The 13318-nt window shown below is 63.9% G+C and carries 12 protein-coding genes; 6 read left to right on the plus strand and 6 right to left on the minus strand.

Annotation, left to right across the window (positions count from 1 at the left end):
* Positions 1 to 32 precede the first annotated feature (32 nt).
* Entirely contained in the window at positions 33 to 1838 is a 1806-nt protein-coding gene (recQ, locus tag KI811_RS02230) for a DNA helicase RecQ (RefSeq protein WP_281876210.1), read from the minus strand.
* Entirely contained in the window at positions 1835 to 2713 is an 879-nt protein-coding gene (locus KI811_RS02235) for a formylglycine-generating enzyme family protein (protein WP_214184858.1), read from the minus strand. The genes recQ and KI811_RS02235 overlap by 4 nt, the downstream gene beginning before the upstream one ends.
* A 220-nt stretch (positions 2714 to 2933) precedes the next feature.
* Between KI811_RS02235 and KI811_RS02240 the strand changes: the two genes are divergently transcribed.
* From KI811_RS02240 to KI811_RS02250, 3 genes are read left to right on the plus strand one after another with little or no spacing between them, the layout of a single operon-like run.
* Positions 2934 to 3179, plus strand: coding sequence for a DUF4911 domain-containing protein (locus KI811_RS02240; RefSeq protein WP_214184859.1), 246 nt, complete (start codon positions 2934 to 2936; stop codon positions 3177 to 3179).
* Positions 3172 to 4554, plus strand: a complete 1383-nt coding sequence (locus tag KI811_RS02245; RefSeq protein ID WP_214184860.1) for a TldD/PmbA family protein — start codon at positions 3172 to 3174, stop codon at positions 4552 to 4554. Before KI811_RS02240 ends, KI811_RS02245 begins: the two co-directional genes overlap by 8 nt.
* Before the next feature lie 26 nt (positions 4555 to 4580).
* On the plus strand, positions 4581 to 6641 hold the full coding sequence (locus KI811_RS02250; protein WP_214184861.1) for a diguanylate cyclase: 2061 nt from the start codon (positions 4581 to 4583) through the stop codon (positions 6639 to 6641).
* Between the two features lie 124 nt (positions 6642 to 6765).
* Here the strand turns inward: KI811_RS02250 and KI811_RS02255 are convergent, their stop codons facing one another.
* Entirely contained in the window at positions 6766 to 7281 is a 516-nt protein-coding gene (locus tag KI811_RS02255; protein ID WP_214184862.1) for a peptidylprolyl isomerase, read from the minus strand.
* A 156-nt stretch (positions 7282 to 7437) separates the two neighbouring features.
* On the opposite strand from KI811_RS02255, the gene KI811_RS02260 reads away from it, so the two are divergent.
* Positions 7438 to 8109, plus strand: a complete 672-nt coding sequence (locus KI811_RS02260; RefSeq protein ID WP_246551226.1) for a peroxiredoxin — start codon at positions 7438 to 7440, stop codon at positions 8107 to 8109.
* Positions 8110 to 8250: 141 nt separating this feature from the next.
* On the opposite strand, the gene bioC is transcribed toward KI811_RS02260, so the two are convergent.
* Genes bioC through bioF form a run of 3 tightly spaced genes read right to left on the minus strand, consistent with a single transcriptional unit; the run spans position 8251 to position 11068 of the window.
* Positions 8251 to 9063, minus strand: coding sequence for a malonyl-ACP O-methyltransferase BioC (bioC, locus tag KI811_RS02265; RefSeq protein WP_214184863.1), 813 nt, complete (start codon positions 9061 to 9063; stop codon positions 8251 to 8253).
* Positions 9056 to 9874: an alpha/beta fold hydrolase gene (locus KI811_RS02270; protein WP_214184864.1), complete on the minus strand. Its 819-nt coding sequence runs from the start codon at positions 9872 to 9874 to the stop codon at positions 9056 to 9058. Before KI811_RS02270 ends, bioC begins: the two co-directional genes overlap by 8 nt.
* Before the next feature lie 3 nt (positions 9875 to 9877).
* The gene (gene bioF / locus KI811_RS02275; protein WP_214184865.1) at positions 9878 to 11068 is read right to left on the minus strand and encodes an 8-amino-7-oxononanoate synthase; all 1191 of its coding nucleotides are present in this window, start codon (positions 11066 to 11068) and stop codon (positions 9878 to 9880) included.
* A gap of 149 nt (positions 11069 to 11217) precedes the next feature.
* On the opposite strand from bioF, the gene KI811_RS02280 reads away from it, so the two are divergent.
* Positions 11218 to 11898, plus strand: coding sequence for a metallophosphoesterase family protein (locus tag KI811_RS02280; protein WP_214184866.1), 681 nt, complete (start codon positions 11218 to 11220; stop codon positions 11896 to 11898).
* 70 nt (positions 11899 to 11968) lie between these two features.
* Positions 11969 to 13204: a GGDEF domain-containing protein gene (locus tag KI811_RS02285; protein ID WP_214184867.1), complete on the plus strand. Its 1236-nt coding sequence runs from the start codon at positions 11969 to 11971 to the stop codon at positions 13202 to 13204.
* Positions 13205 to 13318 lie beyond the last annotated feature (114 nt).

The following is a 13318-nucleotide window of genomic DNA, read 5'->3' on the forward strand; positions in this document are numbered from 1 at the left end:
AACTTATTGCCTTAATCGAGCCGAACAAATACTCACGAATTGTTCCGGATCACCTCAAGAAACGCCGTGCCGTAGCGCCCCAGCTTCTGCTCCCCTACCCCGTTCACCCGCAGGAGGTCGTCCATGGTTGCCGGTCGCAGGGTCGCCATCTCGACCAGGGTCGCGTCGCTGAAGATGACGTAGGGGGGGACCTGCTGCTCGTCGGCCAGCCCCTTGCGGAGAGCCCGCAGCTGCTGAAAGAGCCCCTCGTCCCCCTCGGCCAGCGATGCCACTGCACCCTTGCGCTTCGGCTCCTTTTTGGCCGGGGCCACCTTCACCCGGGGCTTCGCCAGGGTAAGGCTCTCCTCCCCCCGCAACAGGGGGCGGGCCGCCGGGGTCAGCTTCAGCACCGAGTAGTTGGCCAGGTCCTGCTCCAGGTACCCCCGGTGGATCAGCTGGCGGATGATGCTTCCCCACGCCTCGGCGGAGCGATCGGCGCCGATGCCGTAGGTGGAGAGGCGGTCGTGGCCCAACTGCTGGATGCGCTCGTTTTTCGATCCCCGCAGCACGTCGATCACGTGCCCCATGCCAAAGCGCTGCCCCACCCGGTAGACGCAGGAGAGAGCCTTGCGGGCGTCCTCGGTGGCGTCGAAGCTCTCGGGGGGATCGAGACAGAGGTCGCAGTTGCCGCAGGGCTCGGCAAGCCGCTCGCCGAAATAGCCCAGGAGCGCCTCCCGGCGGCAGGTGCCGGCCTCGGCGAACCCCACCATGGCGTTCAGCTTGTGGAGCTCGATACGCACCTGCTCCGGATTGTTGCCGGACTCGATGAGGGAACGGGAGACGGCGATGTCGCCGTAGCCGAAGAGAAGGAGGGCCTCGGCCGGTAACCCGTCCCGCCCGGCCCGGCCGGTCTCCTGGTAGTAGCTCTCGATGTTCTTGGGGAGGTCGTAGTGGACCACGAACCGGACGTTGGGCTTGTCGATCCCCATGCCGAAGGCGACGGTGGCCACCACGACGCGCACGTCATCCCGCAGGAACGCCTCCTGGACCCGGCTCCGCTCGCCGTCGGCCAGCCCCGCATGGTAGGCGGCCGCATCAATGCCGGCGTCCCGCAACTTGCCGGCCACCTCCTCCACCCGCTTGCGGGAGAGGGCGTAGACAATGCCGGCATCCTGGGGGCGGTTCCCCAGAAACGCCGTGAGCTGATGAAAGGGCTTCTGCTTATCGACGACGGTATACCGGATGTTCGGCCGGTCGAAGCCGGTGACGTAGACCTGGGCGTCCCGAAGCCCCAACCGCTCGATGATGTCGCTGCGGGTCTGGACGTCGGCGGTGGCGGTGAGGGCGATGACCGGCACGCCGGGGAAGAGCCCCCGCAGCCGCCCCAGCCCCACGTACTCGGGGCGGAAGTCGTGCCCCCACTGGGAGACGCAGTGGGCCTCGTCGATGGCGAAGAGGGCCAGAGGAATCTCCCGGAGCCGCTCCAGGAAGGCGTCGGTCATGAGCCGCTCCGGCGCCACATAGAGGAGGTCCAGTTCGCCCGCGTGGAGCCGGGCCAGGACCTGCCGGGCCTCCCGCTCGCCCATGGCGGAGTTGTAGGCGGCAGCCGCCACCCCGTTCTCCCGCAGCGTATCCACCTGGTCCTTCATGAGGGAGATGAGGGGAGAGACCACGATGCCGACGCCGGGACGGTGGATGGCCGGAATCTGGTAGCAGAGGGACTTCCCCCCGCCCGTCGGCATGAGGACAAAGGCATCGCCGCCGCCGATGAGGTGGGTGACGATCTCCTCCTGGAAGGGGCGGAAGGCGCGGTAGCCGAAGACGGTCCGGAGGGTGTCGAGGGGATTTTGGGCGATCACAGTTCCCTCAGCACCCGGAACCCCAGATAGACGTACTGCCCGTCCGGGGCGCCGCGCCCCCGGGCCGAGGAGCGGATATAGCGGGGCTTGCTCCCGAAGGATCCCCCCCGCTGGACTCGGCGGGTGTCGTCGCCGCCGAGCCAGGGGGAGCCGTCGGCGGGGGCTCCGGTGTAGCTGTCATGCCAGGTGTCGAGACACCACTCCCAGACGTTGCCTGCCGTATCGAAGAGACCATAGGGATTCGCGGCGAAGGAGCCCGCCGGCGCCCCCTTCTTGTTGTCCCATTTGCTGCCGCACCCCTTGCAGTTCGCCCGTTTTTCGCCGGCGGTTCCCCCCCACCAGAAGGGGGTATCCTTCCCCCCCCGGGCTGCGAACTCCCACTCAGCCTCGCTGGGGAGCCGGTACTTCTGCCCCGTCTGCTCCGACAGCCACTTGGCGTAGGCCGCGGCATCCTCCCAGCTGACGTTCATGACCGGCATCCGCCCCCGGCCCCATTCCCGGGAGAGGGGACCGAACCAGCGCCTGCCGTCCTTGGGCTTTTCCCGGCCGGTGGCATCGCAGAACCGGTCGTACTCCTCGAAGGTCACCTCGTACTTCCCCATGGCGAAGGGGCGGGCGATTGATACCCAGTGGACCGGCTTCTCGTCGGGGTCTCCCCCGCCGAAGATGGCCCCCATCCGGAACCGGCCGGCGGGGATGACCACCATCTCCGGACCGGAGGAGCCATTCTTCAGCCGGTCGCGGAAAACCGAGCCCGCCGTGGGGACTGGCGAAGAAACTTTTGATCCGGGTTTCACTTCGGCAGCCGCTGGCGATACAATAACAAGAAATGCCAGGAGCGCCGCTCCCGTGGCCAGACGGTAAGGATTCGTCATGTGCGGTACTCCTCTTATGCACTGAATGGGGAAAAAGGAAAGACTGGCCGCTGAAATACGAACCATGGCATTTTACGCGGCAGGAGTCCCGGAGGCAACGAATTTAACTCGTCTTCCCCCTAACCACCGAGGAACACAGCACTTGTAAAGCACACTTTTTTATGTTGTTTTTTAGGCACTTGCGTGTTAAAAAGTACAAATTATCATTATCGGGAGCACCGTGTACCAGCCCACTGAAATCACCCGCTATTTTCAGGTCCCGCGCCATGACCTCGCCTACCTGAAGTTCATCGTGGAAGCCTACGAAGGCCTTGCCACCCTCAGTACGGCTGACCGGAAAACCAGCACTGTCGTCATCACGTATTACAGTTATTTCACGGAAACATTGGACGCCCTCCTCAAATCGCTCGGCACTGAAATTGCTATTAAAGAGGTGTCAGCCACGGAGTTTTTCAGCCATGCTTGACGGAATGAACCTGAGTGTCATCCTGCGCCGCGCCCTCGCGGGAGGCGGTGAATTCGCGGATATATACTACGAGGAGGGCTCAAGCACCTCCATCATCTGCGAAGACGGAAAAATCGAAAAAGTCCTCGCCGGCACCGATCGGGGGGTGGGGATCAGGGTCATCTCGGACCTGCGCACCGCCTACGCCTACACCAACGAGGTGACCGAAACGGCCCTCCTGGCGCTGGCTGAGACCGTGAGCAGGGCGGTTAAGGGGGAGCCGTTCGACCGCGCCATCGACATGCGGACGAAGCTCGTTGGGCCGGGCTTCCCCATCGAGATTCCGCCAGATGGCGTATCTCTTCAGGACAAAGTTGCGCTCGTGAACCGGGGCGACGCGGCGGCACGCGGATTCGACAAAAGAATACGCCAGGTTACCGCCGTCTACCGCGATGGCGCCGTCAAAACCCAGATCGCTAACTCGCTTGGTGATTTCACGGAATCCCTCCGTACCGGCACCCTCTTCCTGACGCAAGTAGTGGCGGCGGACGGAGAGGTGATCCAGACGGGATACGAGCCCGTGGGGCGATTCATGGGTCACGAGATCTTCCGGGAGCGGAGCCCCGAGGAAGTTGCCTTGGCGGCCGCCCGGAGGGCCGTGATGATGCTCGGCGCCCGCAAGGCCCCCGGGGGGCTGATGCCGGTGGTCCTCTCCTCCGAGGCAGGGGGAACCATGGTCCACGAGGCCATCGGACACGGTCTCGAAGCAGACCTGGCCGGCAGCGGCATGTCGGTCTACACCGGGAAGGTGGGGGAGCAGGTGGCCTCGCCCCTGGTGACCGTCATTGACGACGCCACGATCCCCAACGCCCGGGGCTCCTTCTCCTTCGACGACGAAGGGACGCCGGCCCAGCGGACCGTGCTCGTGGAAAACGGCATCCTCAAGGGATACCTCTACGACCGGCTCTCGGCCATGAAGGACGGGTGCGCCTCCACCGGCAACGGCCGGCGGGAGGGATACCACGCAAAGCCCATCGTCCGGATGACCAACACCCTGATCGCGCCGGGGGAAAGCTCGCCGGAGGAGATCGTCCGGGGGGTCGGAAAGGGGCTCTTCGTCCGCAAGATGGGTGGCGGACAGGTGAACACGGTTAACGGAGATTTCGTCTTCGAGGTTTCCGAGGGTTACCTCATCGAAAACGGGGTGGTGACCGAACCGGTCCGGGGTGCGACCCTTACCGGCAATGGCCCCGACGTGCTGAAAAAGATCGTGAAGGTGGGAAGCGACCTGGGCTTCGGCATCGGCACCTGCGGCAAAGACGGCCAGGGGGTGCCGGTGTCCGATGCCCAGCCGACGCTTCTCATCGAGGAAATAACCGTGGGCGGAGCCGCCTGACCTTTGGAAGAAACGGGACAACTATCGTGCACCATGCTGAACTGACTACAATCCAGCCGGTGGAGCTGCTTGAGGTACTCAAGTCGTACCCCTTCCTCGCGCCCTATCAGCTTACCTTCTGCGCCGAGACAGAAGGGGGAATGCCGCTCTACCGGTCCCTCTTCCCCGTCTGCGAGACCATCGCCCAGAGCCTCCTCTGCGGCAAGGCCTGCCAGACGGCCGTGGAGGATGCAGTCCAGAGGGCCATGGGCGAAAACAGGGCGGTGGTCTTCCGGTGCCAGATGGGACTCCTCAATTTTGCCGTGCCGCTCCGGGGGAGGGACATCCCCTTCACCTGCCTCATCGGCGGCGGGGTCAGGGAAAAAGATGTCGACCTGGCCCCCATGGAATCCCTCGCCCAGACAGACAGCGTGGACGCCATTGCCCTTCTGGAGGAACTGGAAAACCTCGTCGCCGTCACCGAGGAGGAGGTGACTGAAACTGCCCGCAAGGTTCACGAACTGCTCCCGACACTGCTCGGCCGGAACATCCACACCCTCGTCTTCGAAAATACCATGCGGCGGCTCGCCTCCATCTCCGGGGTTGCCGGCGGCATCGACGCGGCAAAGACCGCCGACGAAGTCCTGGGTCTGTTGAGCGAGACCCTCGGCATTCTCTTCGATATCGGCCGGATCGCCATGCTCTCCCCCGAAGGAAACAGCACATTCTCCATGAAGGGGCTCTGGGGGATGGAGCCCGACCTGGGGACCATGCCGGCGGCACGGGCGTTGTCGATCTTTCCCCGCAACAGGAAAGAAAACGTCGTCGCCCTCGACGATGAGTGCCGGACCATCTTCCCTGAAATCGCCGCCAATAAGGGGTTGTGCATCCGCTTCGCCTCCAACAGTGATTTTCTCGGCATCATGGTTCTCTTCGATGCGGCCATCACCCGCCGGGACAAGCTCCTCGTGCAACTGGTCGCCGACCGGGCCTCGGCGAAACTCCTGCGCCTGCAGGAGGAGGAAAAGCACTCCGCCGACAATGCCCAGGCAACCAAGCTCATGACCATGTTCACCGCCCTCTCCCGGGCCGCCTCCAAGGAAGAGCTCAACGAGCGGATCCTCGCCATGGCGGCCGACCTGGCGGATGCCTCCTGCGGCTCCCTCATGTTCATCGACGAAAACGGCGAGAACCTCAAAATCGAGGCGGCCCTCGGCATGAACATGCAGTTGGCCCAGAGCATGGTGGTCCAGGTGGGAAGCGGCATCGCCGGCAAGGTGGCGGCCAGCGGCCATCCCCTCCTTGTGAACGACATCGAGAAGGACAAGCGGATCGGCATCCCCAATCGTCCCCGTTTCAAGACAAAGTCATTCGTCAGCATCCCCATCAAGCTCAGGGAGAGCGTCGCCGGCGTCCTGAACCTGTCGGACAAGAAGAACCAGGGGATTTTCACCGAGGACGACCTGAATCTGCTCATCACCTTCGCCGACCATGCCTCCATCATGATCGAGCGGGCCCTGTCCATCGAGCGGGCAGACTTCCTGGAACAGCTGTCAATCACCGACCCGCTGACCGGCCTCTACAACCGCCGCTTCCTCAAGCGCCGCATGGAAGAGGAACTGGCCCGGAGCATCCGGCAAAATCTCTCCCTCACCGTGATGCTCATCGACCTGGACAACTTCAAGATCTACAACGACCTCTGCGGCCACCTGGCCGGCGACCGGGCACTGAAGAAAATGGCACGGATACTCTCCGACACCGCCCGGCAGATGGACGTGGTAACCCGATACGGCGGAGAGGAGTTCTGCATCATCCTTCCCGGGACCTCCAAGAAGGAATCGCTCTTCGTGGCCGAGCGGATTCGGCGCGAGATCGAAGGGGAGGAGTTTTCCCACGAGGAGAACCTCCCCCAGGGGCGCCTCACCGCCAGCATCGGCGTTTCCTCCTTCCCCGAGGACGGCAACACCGAGGCAGTACTCGTCAAGGCCGCCGACGTGGCCCTCTACCGCGCCAAATCGGAGGGACGCAACCGGGTGGTTATCTCCGGCCCACCGCCGGCCGAGGAGGAACAGGGCACGCGGCTCAAGACCGTCACTAATCTGCCATGACAAAGGCCGCCCGATGACTCGGACGGCCTTTTTATCTGCCCTCAACCTGTTCTAGTTCCCCTCACCCGGCCTTCGGCCACCCTCTCTCCAGGGAAGAGGGGCGGGGTGAGGGGAAGAATCCAGCCTACCCCACCACGGAAGCCTTGGTAATAAATACCGGCTCCACCGGCACGTCGGAGTGGCCGGCCTTGTTGCCGGTCTTCACCTGGGCGATGGCATCCACCACATCCATCCCCTCCACGACCTGGCCGAACACGGCATAGCCGAACATGTCCGGGGTTTTCCCCTTGTGATCGAGGAAGGCGTTATCCACAAGGTTGATGAAGAACTGCGAAGTGGCGCTGTCCACCACGGCGGTCCGGGCCATGGCCAAGGTCCCCCGACTATTCTTGAGACCGTTGGTTGCCTCGTTCTTGATGGCGAACTTGAATTTTTTCTGCTGCATATTCTCGTCGAGGCCACCCCCCTGGATCATGAAATTCTTGATGACCCGGTGGAAGACGAGGCCGTCATAGAACCCCTCGTTCACATAGGAGAGGAAGTTGCGGACGGTGATGGGGGCCTTGTCCTTGAACAGTTCGACGGTGATGTTCCCTTGGGATGTCTCGATGACGACGCGGGGATTGGTTTCTTCGCCCATGGCGTGCTCCTTTCTCGATGAAAAATCGCTCTCTTGTACCACAAAAGCCGTGGCAGGAGAACCGTTTTCTGAATCACCCTGCCCACTTGCAACTTCCTTTGATGGGGATATGCTTGTGACGTTTCCGTCGTCATTCAATCTCACCAGGAGGTTCCCATGAACCGCATAACGGTACTAGTGACAGCAATCCTCGCCACCTCGCTCTTTGCGGGCACTGCCTGCGCCGCCCCCGAAAAAGCCGACGACATGACCAAGGCCACGGAACTCATGGTCCAGCACCACAAGGGGATGGTCCGCACCGCTCCCGAGGTGGCCAAGGTGGGGGAGCAGGCTCCACCATTTACCCTCGATGCGGTGGTGGACAAGGACTTCAAGAAGGTGAGCCTGGGCGACTACCGGGGGAAGTGGGTGGTCCTCTTCTTCTACCCGGCCGACTTCACCTTTGTCTGTCCCACGGAGATCACCGGCTTCAACAAGGCCATGGACCGGTTCACGGAACTCAATGCCCAACTCCTCGGCGCCTCCGTGGACAGCAAGTACTCCCACCTGGCCTGGATCAAGCGGGGTGACCTGGGTGACCTGAAATACCCTCTCCTGGCAGACAACAAGAAAGAGGCAACGGCCCGCTACGGCATCCTCGACGAAAAGGAAGGGGTGGCCCTGCGCGGCCTCTTCATCATCGACCCCAACGGTGTCCTCCAGTACCAGGTGGTGAACAACCTCTCGGTGGGACGGAGCGTGGATGAGACCCTGCGGGTGCTAGAGGCGCTCCAGACCGGCGAGCTCTGCCCCCTGGGGTGGAAACCGGGGGAGAAGACGATCAAGTAGGCATCCGAAAAAAAAAAGACACTGGGACACACGAGAGAACGTCGACGACCTACGACTACGGTAGAGCAAGGAGCATGGCTTGTTGGCAAGCTGCTCTGTGAGGTACGTTTCAAGGACTCTTTGTGCCTCTGTGTCTTGTGTTTAGCTGCCTTTTTTCGGCTTGATCCCCACCCCGTACACCACCGTATAGGTGGCCGGAATCCCCCGCGCCCCGCCGTACCGCTCCCCGTAGACCCGCATCATCTCCACCATGACCCGCCGCTCCGCGAGGCCCCGGCCCCGGAGCGGCGAGGCGTTGCCGGCGCCGACCCGCTTCACGGAGCGGAGGAAGGCCGGCACGTCCGGGTGCCACTCCACCTCATCCTCGACGCAGAGGCGCCTCACCCCGAAGCCGGTCCGCGCCAGGGCCGCTCTGGCCTCGGCTTCGGTGAAAAAGCGCTGGGTCCGGTCCTCGTCCTCGCGCCCCACGGCAGCCAGGGCAGACCGGTAGGAACTCTTCAGTTCGTGGAAGGTGCCGTGGCCGAAGAGGGCGAAGGCGAAGAGCCCTCCGGGGGCCAGCACCCGCCACGCCTCGGCAAAGGCGGCATCGAGGGTGGTGAGCCACTGGAAGGTGGAGGTGGAGACGACGCAGTCGAAGGAGGCGTCGGCAAAGGGGAGGTGTTCCGCATCGGCCACGGCCACCACTGCCCGGGAGTCGAGGCGTTGTCGCGCCGTTGCGGCCATGCCGGGGGCCAGGTCGACGCAGGAGAGAAGCGCCGCGGGGTGACGGTCGGCAAGCTGACGGGCTAGGAGTCCGGTGCCCGCCCCCACGTCGAGGATCCGGGCGGGAGAGCCCTCCCCGTCGTCCAAGATCTGGAGAAAACGTTCCACGACCCGTTTCTGGACGGCGGCATGGGCGTCGTACTCCAGGGCCTGCCGGTGGAAGGAATGTCTCACCCTGCGGCGGTCAATCACGGTCGCTCACCTCCGCAAGAAAGCGGCTCAGCTCCCGGTTGAACAGCTCTGAGCGCGAGAGGAACGGGGCATGCCCTGTCCCCTCCAGGGAGAGGAAGCGGGCGCCGGGAATCCCCTCGGCCAGGTACCGGCCAGCACCGGGGGGACAGATGGCGTCCCGGTCGCCATGGATGACGAGGGTCGGCGCGGCGATAGCGGGCAGGAGATTGCGGTGGTCGCCGCCGGCGAGGGTGGCGAGGCATGCCTGCACCGCCTCGGGATCGGGGAGGGGCCGGGGAATCACGATCTCCCGGACGATGCGCTGATACTGGTCGTGGGACAACTCCCCCTCCGCGAACATCTGCCGGAAAAAGTCCCCAAGGGTGGCGTCATAGGCCCGCTTCAGCCGCAGGCCGAGCCCCCGCGCCTCATGTGCCGGCAGGCCGTGGGGCCAGCCATCGGCGGCAGTGAACTTGGGAGTGCCGGCCACGAGCACCAGGGCAGCAACGCGGTTGCCCAGGAGCGGAACGGCCTCCAGGGCAACCTGTGCCCCCAGGGACCACCCCACAAGCCCGGCGCGCTCAATGCCCAACCGGTCGAAGAGGGCCACCAGGTCCGCGGCAAAGTCTCCAAAGGCGTAGCCGGGAGCGGCGGACGATTTCCCGTGCCCCCGAAGGTCCAACGTAATGAGGCGAAAGCGGTCCGCCAGGGGCTTCTGGAAGGCCCAGACCTTCCCGGACATGGCCCAGCCATGGACGAAGACAAGGGGAAAGCCCGAACCTTCGTCCCCATAGTGAATCGTTACCTTGTCGGCGGTTTCCATGGAGGGCATCGGTCAGATTACCCCCATCCCTTTGCCGATTTTCACCATGAGCGCCATTGCCCGTGCAAGATCCTCCTCCCCGTGGGTGGCCATGAGGGTGCAGCGGAGCCGACAGGTCCCGGCGGGCACCGTGGGAGGACGTATCCCCTGGGCAAAGATCCCTGCCTCCAGGAGCCGGGCCGTGAAGGCCATGGTCTCTTCGGCTCCCCCCACGAAGAGGGGGACGATCTGGGTCTCGCTCCCCATGGTGTCGAAACCGGCGGCGCGCAGCCCGTCCCGGAAAAAGGCGGTGTTGCGGGAAAGCCGCTCCCGGAGCGCAGCTCCCTCGGGTGAGTCGATCAAATCGACGGCGGCCAGGGAAGCGGCCAGGACTGCCGGGGGGAGCGACGTGGAGAAGATGAAACTGCGGGCCTTGTTCGCCAGGTAATCGATCACTTCCTCCGAAGCCGCGGCGTAGGCGCCGAAGCTGCCGAGGGCCTTGCCGAGGGTCCCCATGTGGATGTCGATCTCCGCCATCACCCCCTGAAGCTCGGCGCTCCCTCGGCCGGTCGCGCCCAGGACGCCGGTTCCGTGGGCATCGTCCACCATGAGAAGGGCGCCGAATTCCCGCTTGAGGGCCGCCAGTTCCCGCAGCGGCGCCATGTCGCCGTCCATGCTGAAGACCCCGTCGGTTACGATGAGCCGCCGGCCGGCAGTCTGATGCCGCTCCAGGAGCCGCCGCAGGGCAGCCGTGTCGTTGTGGGGATAGCGGACCATGGTGGCCCGGGAGAGGAGGCTGCCGTCCACGATGCTCGCGTGGTTGAGCCGGTCGGAGAAGACCACGTCCCCCTTCCCCACAAGGGCCGGAATGATGCCGCTGTTGGCGGCGTAGCCCGAGTTGAAGACCAGGGCCGCGCCAGTCCCCTTGAAGCGGGCGATCCGCTCTTCGAGGAGGTGGTGGAGTTCCATGGTGCCCGAGACGAGACGCGATGCGCCGCTGGAGGTGCCGTAGCGCTCCACGGCCCGCATCGACGCCTCCGCCAGGCGGGGATTGTCGGCAAGCCCCAGGTAGTTGTTGGAGCAGAGGAGGAGCGCCTCCTTCCCGTCCACAACGACCCTGCTCCCCTGGCTCCCGGCGATGCGGCGCATCCTCCGGTGAAGCCCCTGGGCCTTCAGCATCTCCAGTTCTTCGGCAAAGCTCTTCGGCACGGGTTCTCCTTTCATCGGCGCTCCGTTTGTAGCACATTCACCTTCTATTCGTCAACCAAGCCAGGCATCAAGGTTGACAATAAGCGACCGTTTACTTGACAGGGGTCCGCGTGGTATAAGGGGTCATTACTTCGAATGAATTTTGCTTTCCGAATGGAATTTCCTTGAAAAGAGCCAACCTTTCCCGCCGCTTCGTCATCCCCGATATTCACGGCTGCGCCCTGACCCTGGACCGGCTCATCCGGCAGGTCATCCACCTGAAGCGCCACGACGAGCTCTATCTCCTGGGGGACTACATCGACCGGGGCCCCCGCAGCAGGGACGTCCTCGACATCCTCATGGGACTCACCCTGAAGGGGTACCGGGTCTTCCCCGTGCGGGGAAACCACGAGGAGATGCTCCTGGAGAGCTGCGGCGACCGCGACATGTTCCGGATGTGGTTCGAAAACGGCGGCCGCGCCACCCTCGACAGTTTCGGCGTGGAGGATGCCTGCGAGATCCCTCTCTCCTACCGCCGCTTCATGGCCGAGATGCCCTACTATCGCATTCTTCCCGACTTCGTGTTGCTCCACGCGAGTCTCAACTTCGCCATCCCCTCCCCCTTTGTCGACACCGAGGCAATGCTCTGGAGCCGATCCCTGGAGGTCCGCAAGGAGATGATCGGTGGCCGGCGCGTCATCGGCGGCCACACCCCCATGAGCCGCTCAGAGATTCTCCGGGGGCTCTCCACCGACCGTATCGTCCTGGACAACGGCTGCGTCTACCGGGAGCGGGCCGGCATGGGGTGCCTGGCCGCCCTGGAGCTCGATTCCATGACCATCTCTTTTCAGGAAAATATTGATTAAACCCTCTAAAGTTTTCTCGTTTTTTTCCGATATGCTTGCTTAGGACCCATCAACCAGGAGCCTTTGCAGCGTGCATGCTCTTTCAATGAAAAACCTGACCATTTTCCTTATTCCCGCTGCGTTTCTCACGGCCACCATCTGGTTCTTCCCCCAGGTGGCTGCGCTGCCGCCGGGACGGTTGGAGCTTCTCCCCTTCACCCCCTATCTGACCATGGCTTTGGGCATGATGCTCTCGTTCCATTTTCACCGGGGGAGGGCATTTTTCGTTTTTCTCGTGCTGATTGCCGTTTACTGGAGCTTCCGGGGACACCTGACCGGCGCGCCGACCGGAATCACGGCCTCAGTCCTGTTTCAGTTCGTTTGCGTTCTTGTCCCCCTGAACATCGCACTCTTTTCCCTCATGCGCGAGCGGGGGATCATGACCGTTGCCGGCCGGCTCCGCTTTGCCTTCCTGGCGTGCCAGGCGCTCTTCGTCGGGTGGGCCATGGAACCGGGGCACGTGGCCGTCCAGCAATTCCTCTCCTGCCGGTTCACGGAAAACCGTCTGTTCGCCGGGCTCCAACTCCCCCAACCGGCCCTGCCGGTAATCGTCCTCGGGGCCATCGTGGTAATCGCCCGGGCCGCCAGGCGCCAATCCCCCATCGACGCGAGCCTTCTGGGGGTCATGGCGGCCTTCGTGGTGGCTTGCAACGGCATCGGGACAGAGTTCGTCACGCCGGTCTTCATGACTGCCGCCGCGGCCATCCTCACCCTTGGGGTTTTGAAGGACTCCTACAACATGGCCTTCAGGGACGAACTGACCGGCCTCCCCTCCCGCCGCGCCCTCAACGAGCAGCTGACGTGGCTCGGGCGGCGCTACACCGTGGCCATGGTGGATGTGGACCACTTCAAGAGGTTCAACGACACCTACGGCCACGACGTGGGTGACCAGGTGCTGCGGATGGTGGCTTCGAAGCTGCGTGGCGTTGGGGGTGGCGGAAAGGCCTACCGTTACGGCGGAGAAGAGTTCACCATCCTCTTCCACCGCAAGGAACGGGAGGAGGTACTCGCCTCCCTGGAAGAACTGCGCCGGACCATTGCCGACTACCAGATGCGCCTGCGGGGCAACGACCGCCCAAGCTCGTCCCGGGAGGGTAAAAAGCTCCGCTACGGCTCCGGCCGCGGGAATGGCACCGTCTCCGTAACCGTCAGCATCGGCGTTGCCGAAAGCAGCGCCGACCGTCGCCGTCCCGCCGACGTCATCAAGGCGGCCGACCAGGCCCTCTACCGGGCCAAGGGTGGCGGCCGCAACCGGGTCTGCACCTGACGGACCCCCCAGTCTCTATCCCTTTCCTTCTCATCTTCCCCCCATTGCATTCCCGCCCCTCCCCGCTATACTTTTTCCGGTAATCATCACACGCCGGAGAGCCACGCGCGCGAC

The sequence above is a fragment of the Geobacter hydrogenophilus genome (genome assembly GCF_018501225.1).
In the GTDB taxonomy this organism is placed as follows: domain Bacteria; phylum Desulfobacterota; class Desulfuromonadia; order Geobacterales; family Geobacteraceae; genus Geobacter; species Geobacter hydrogenophilus.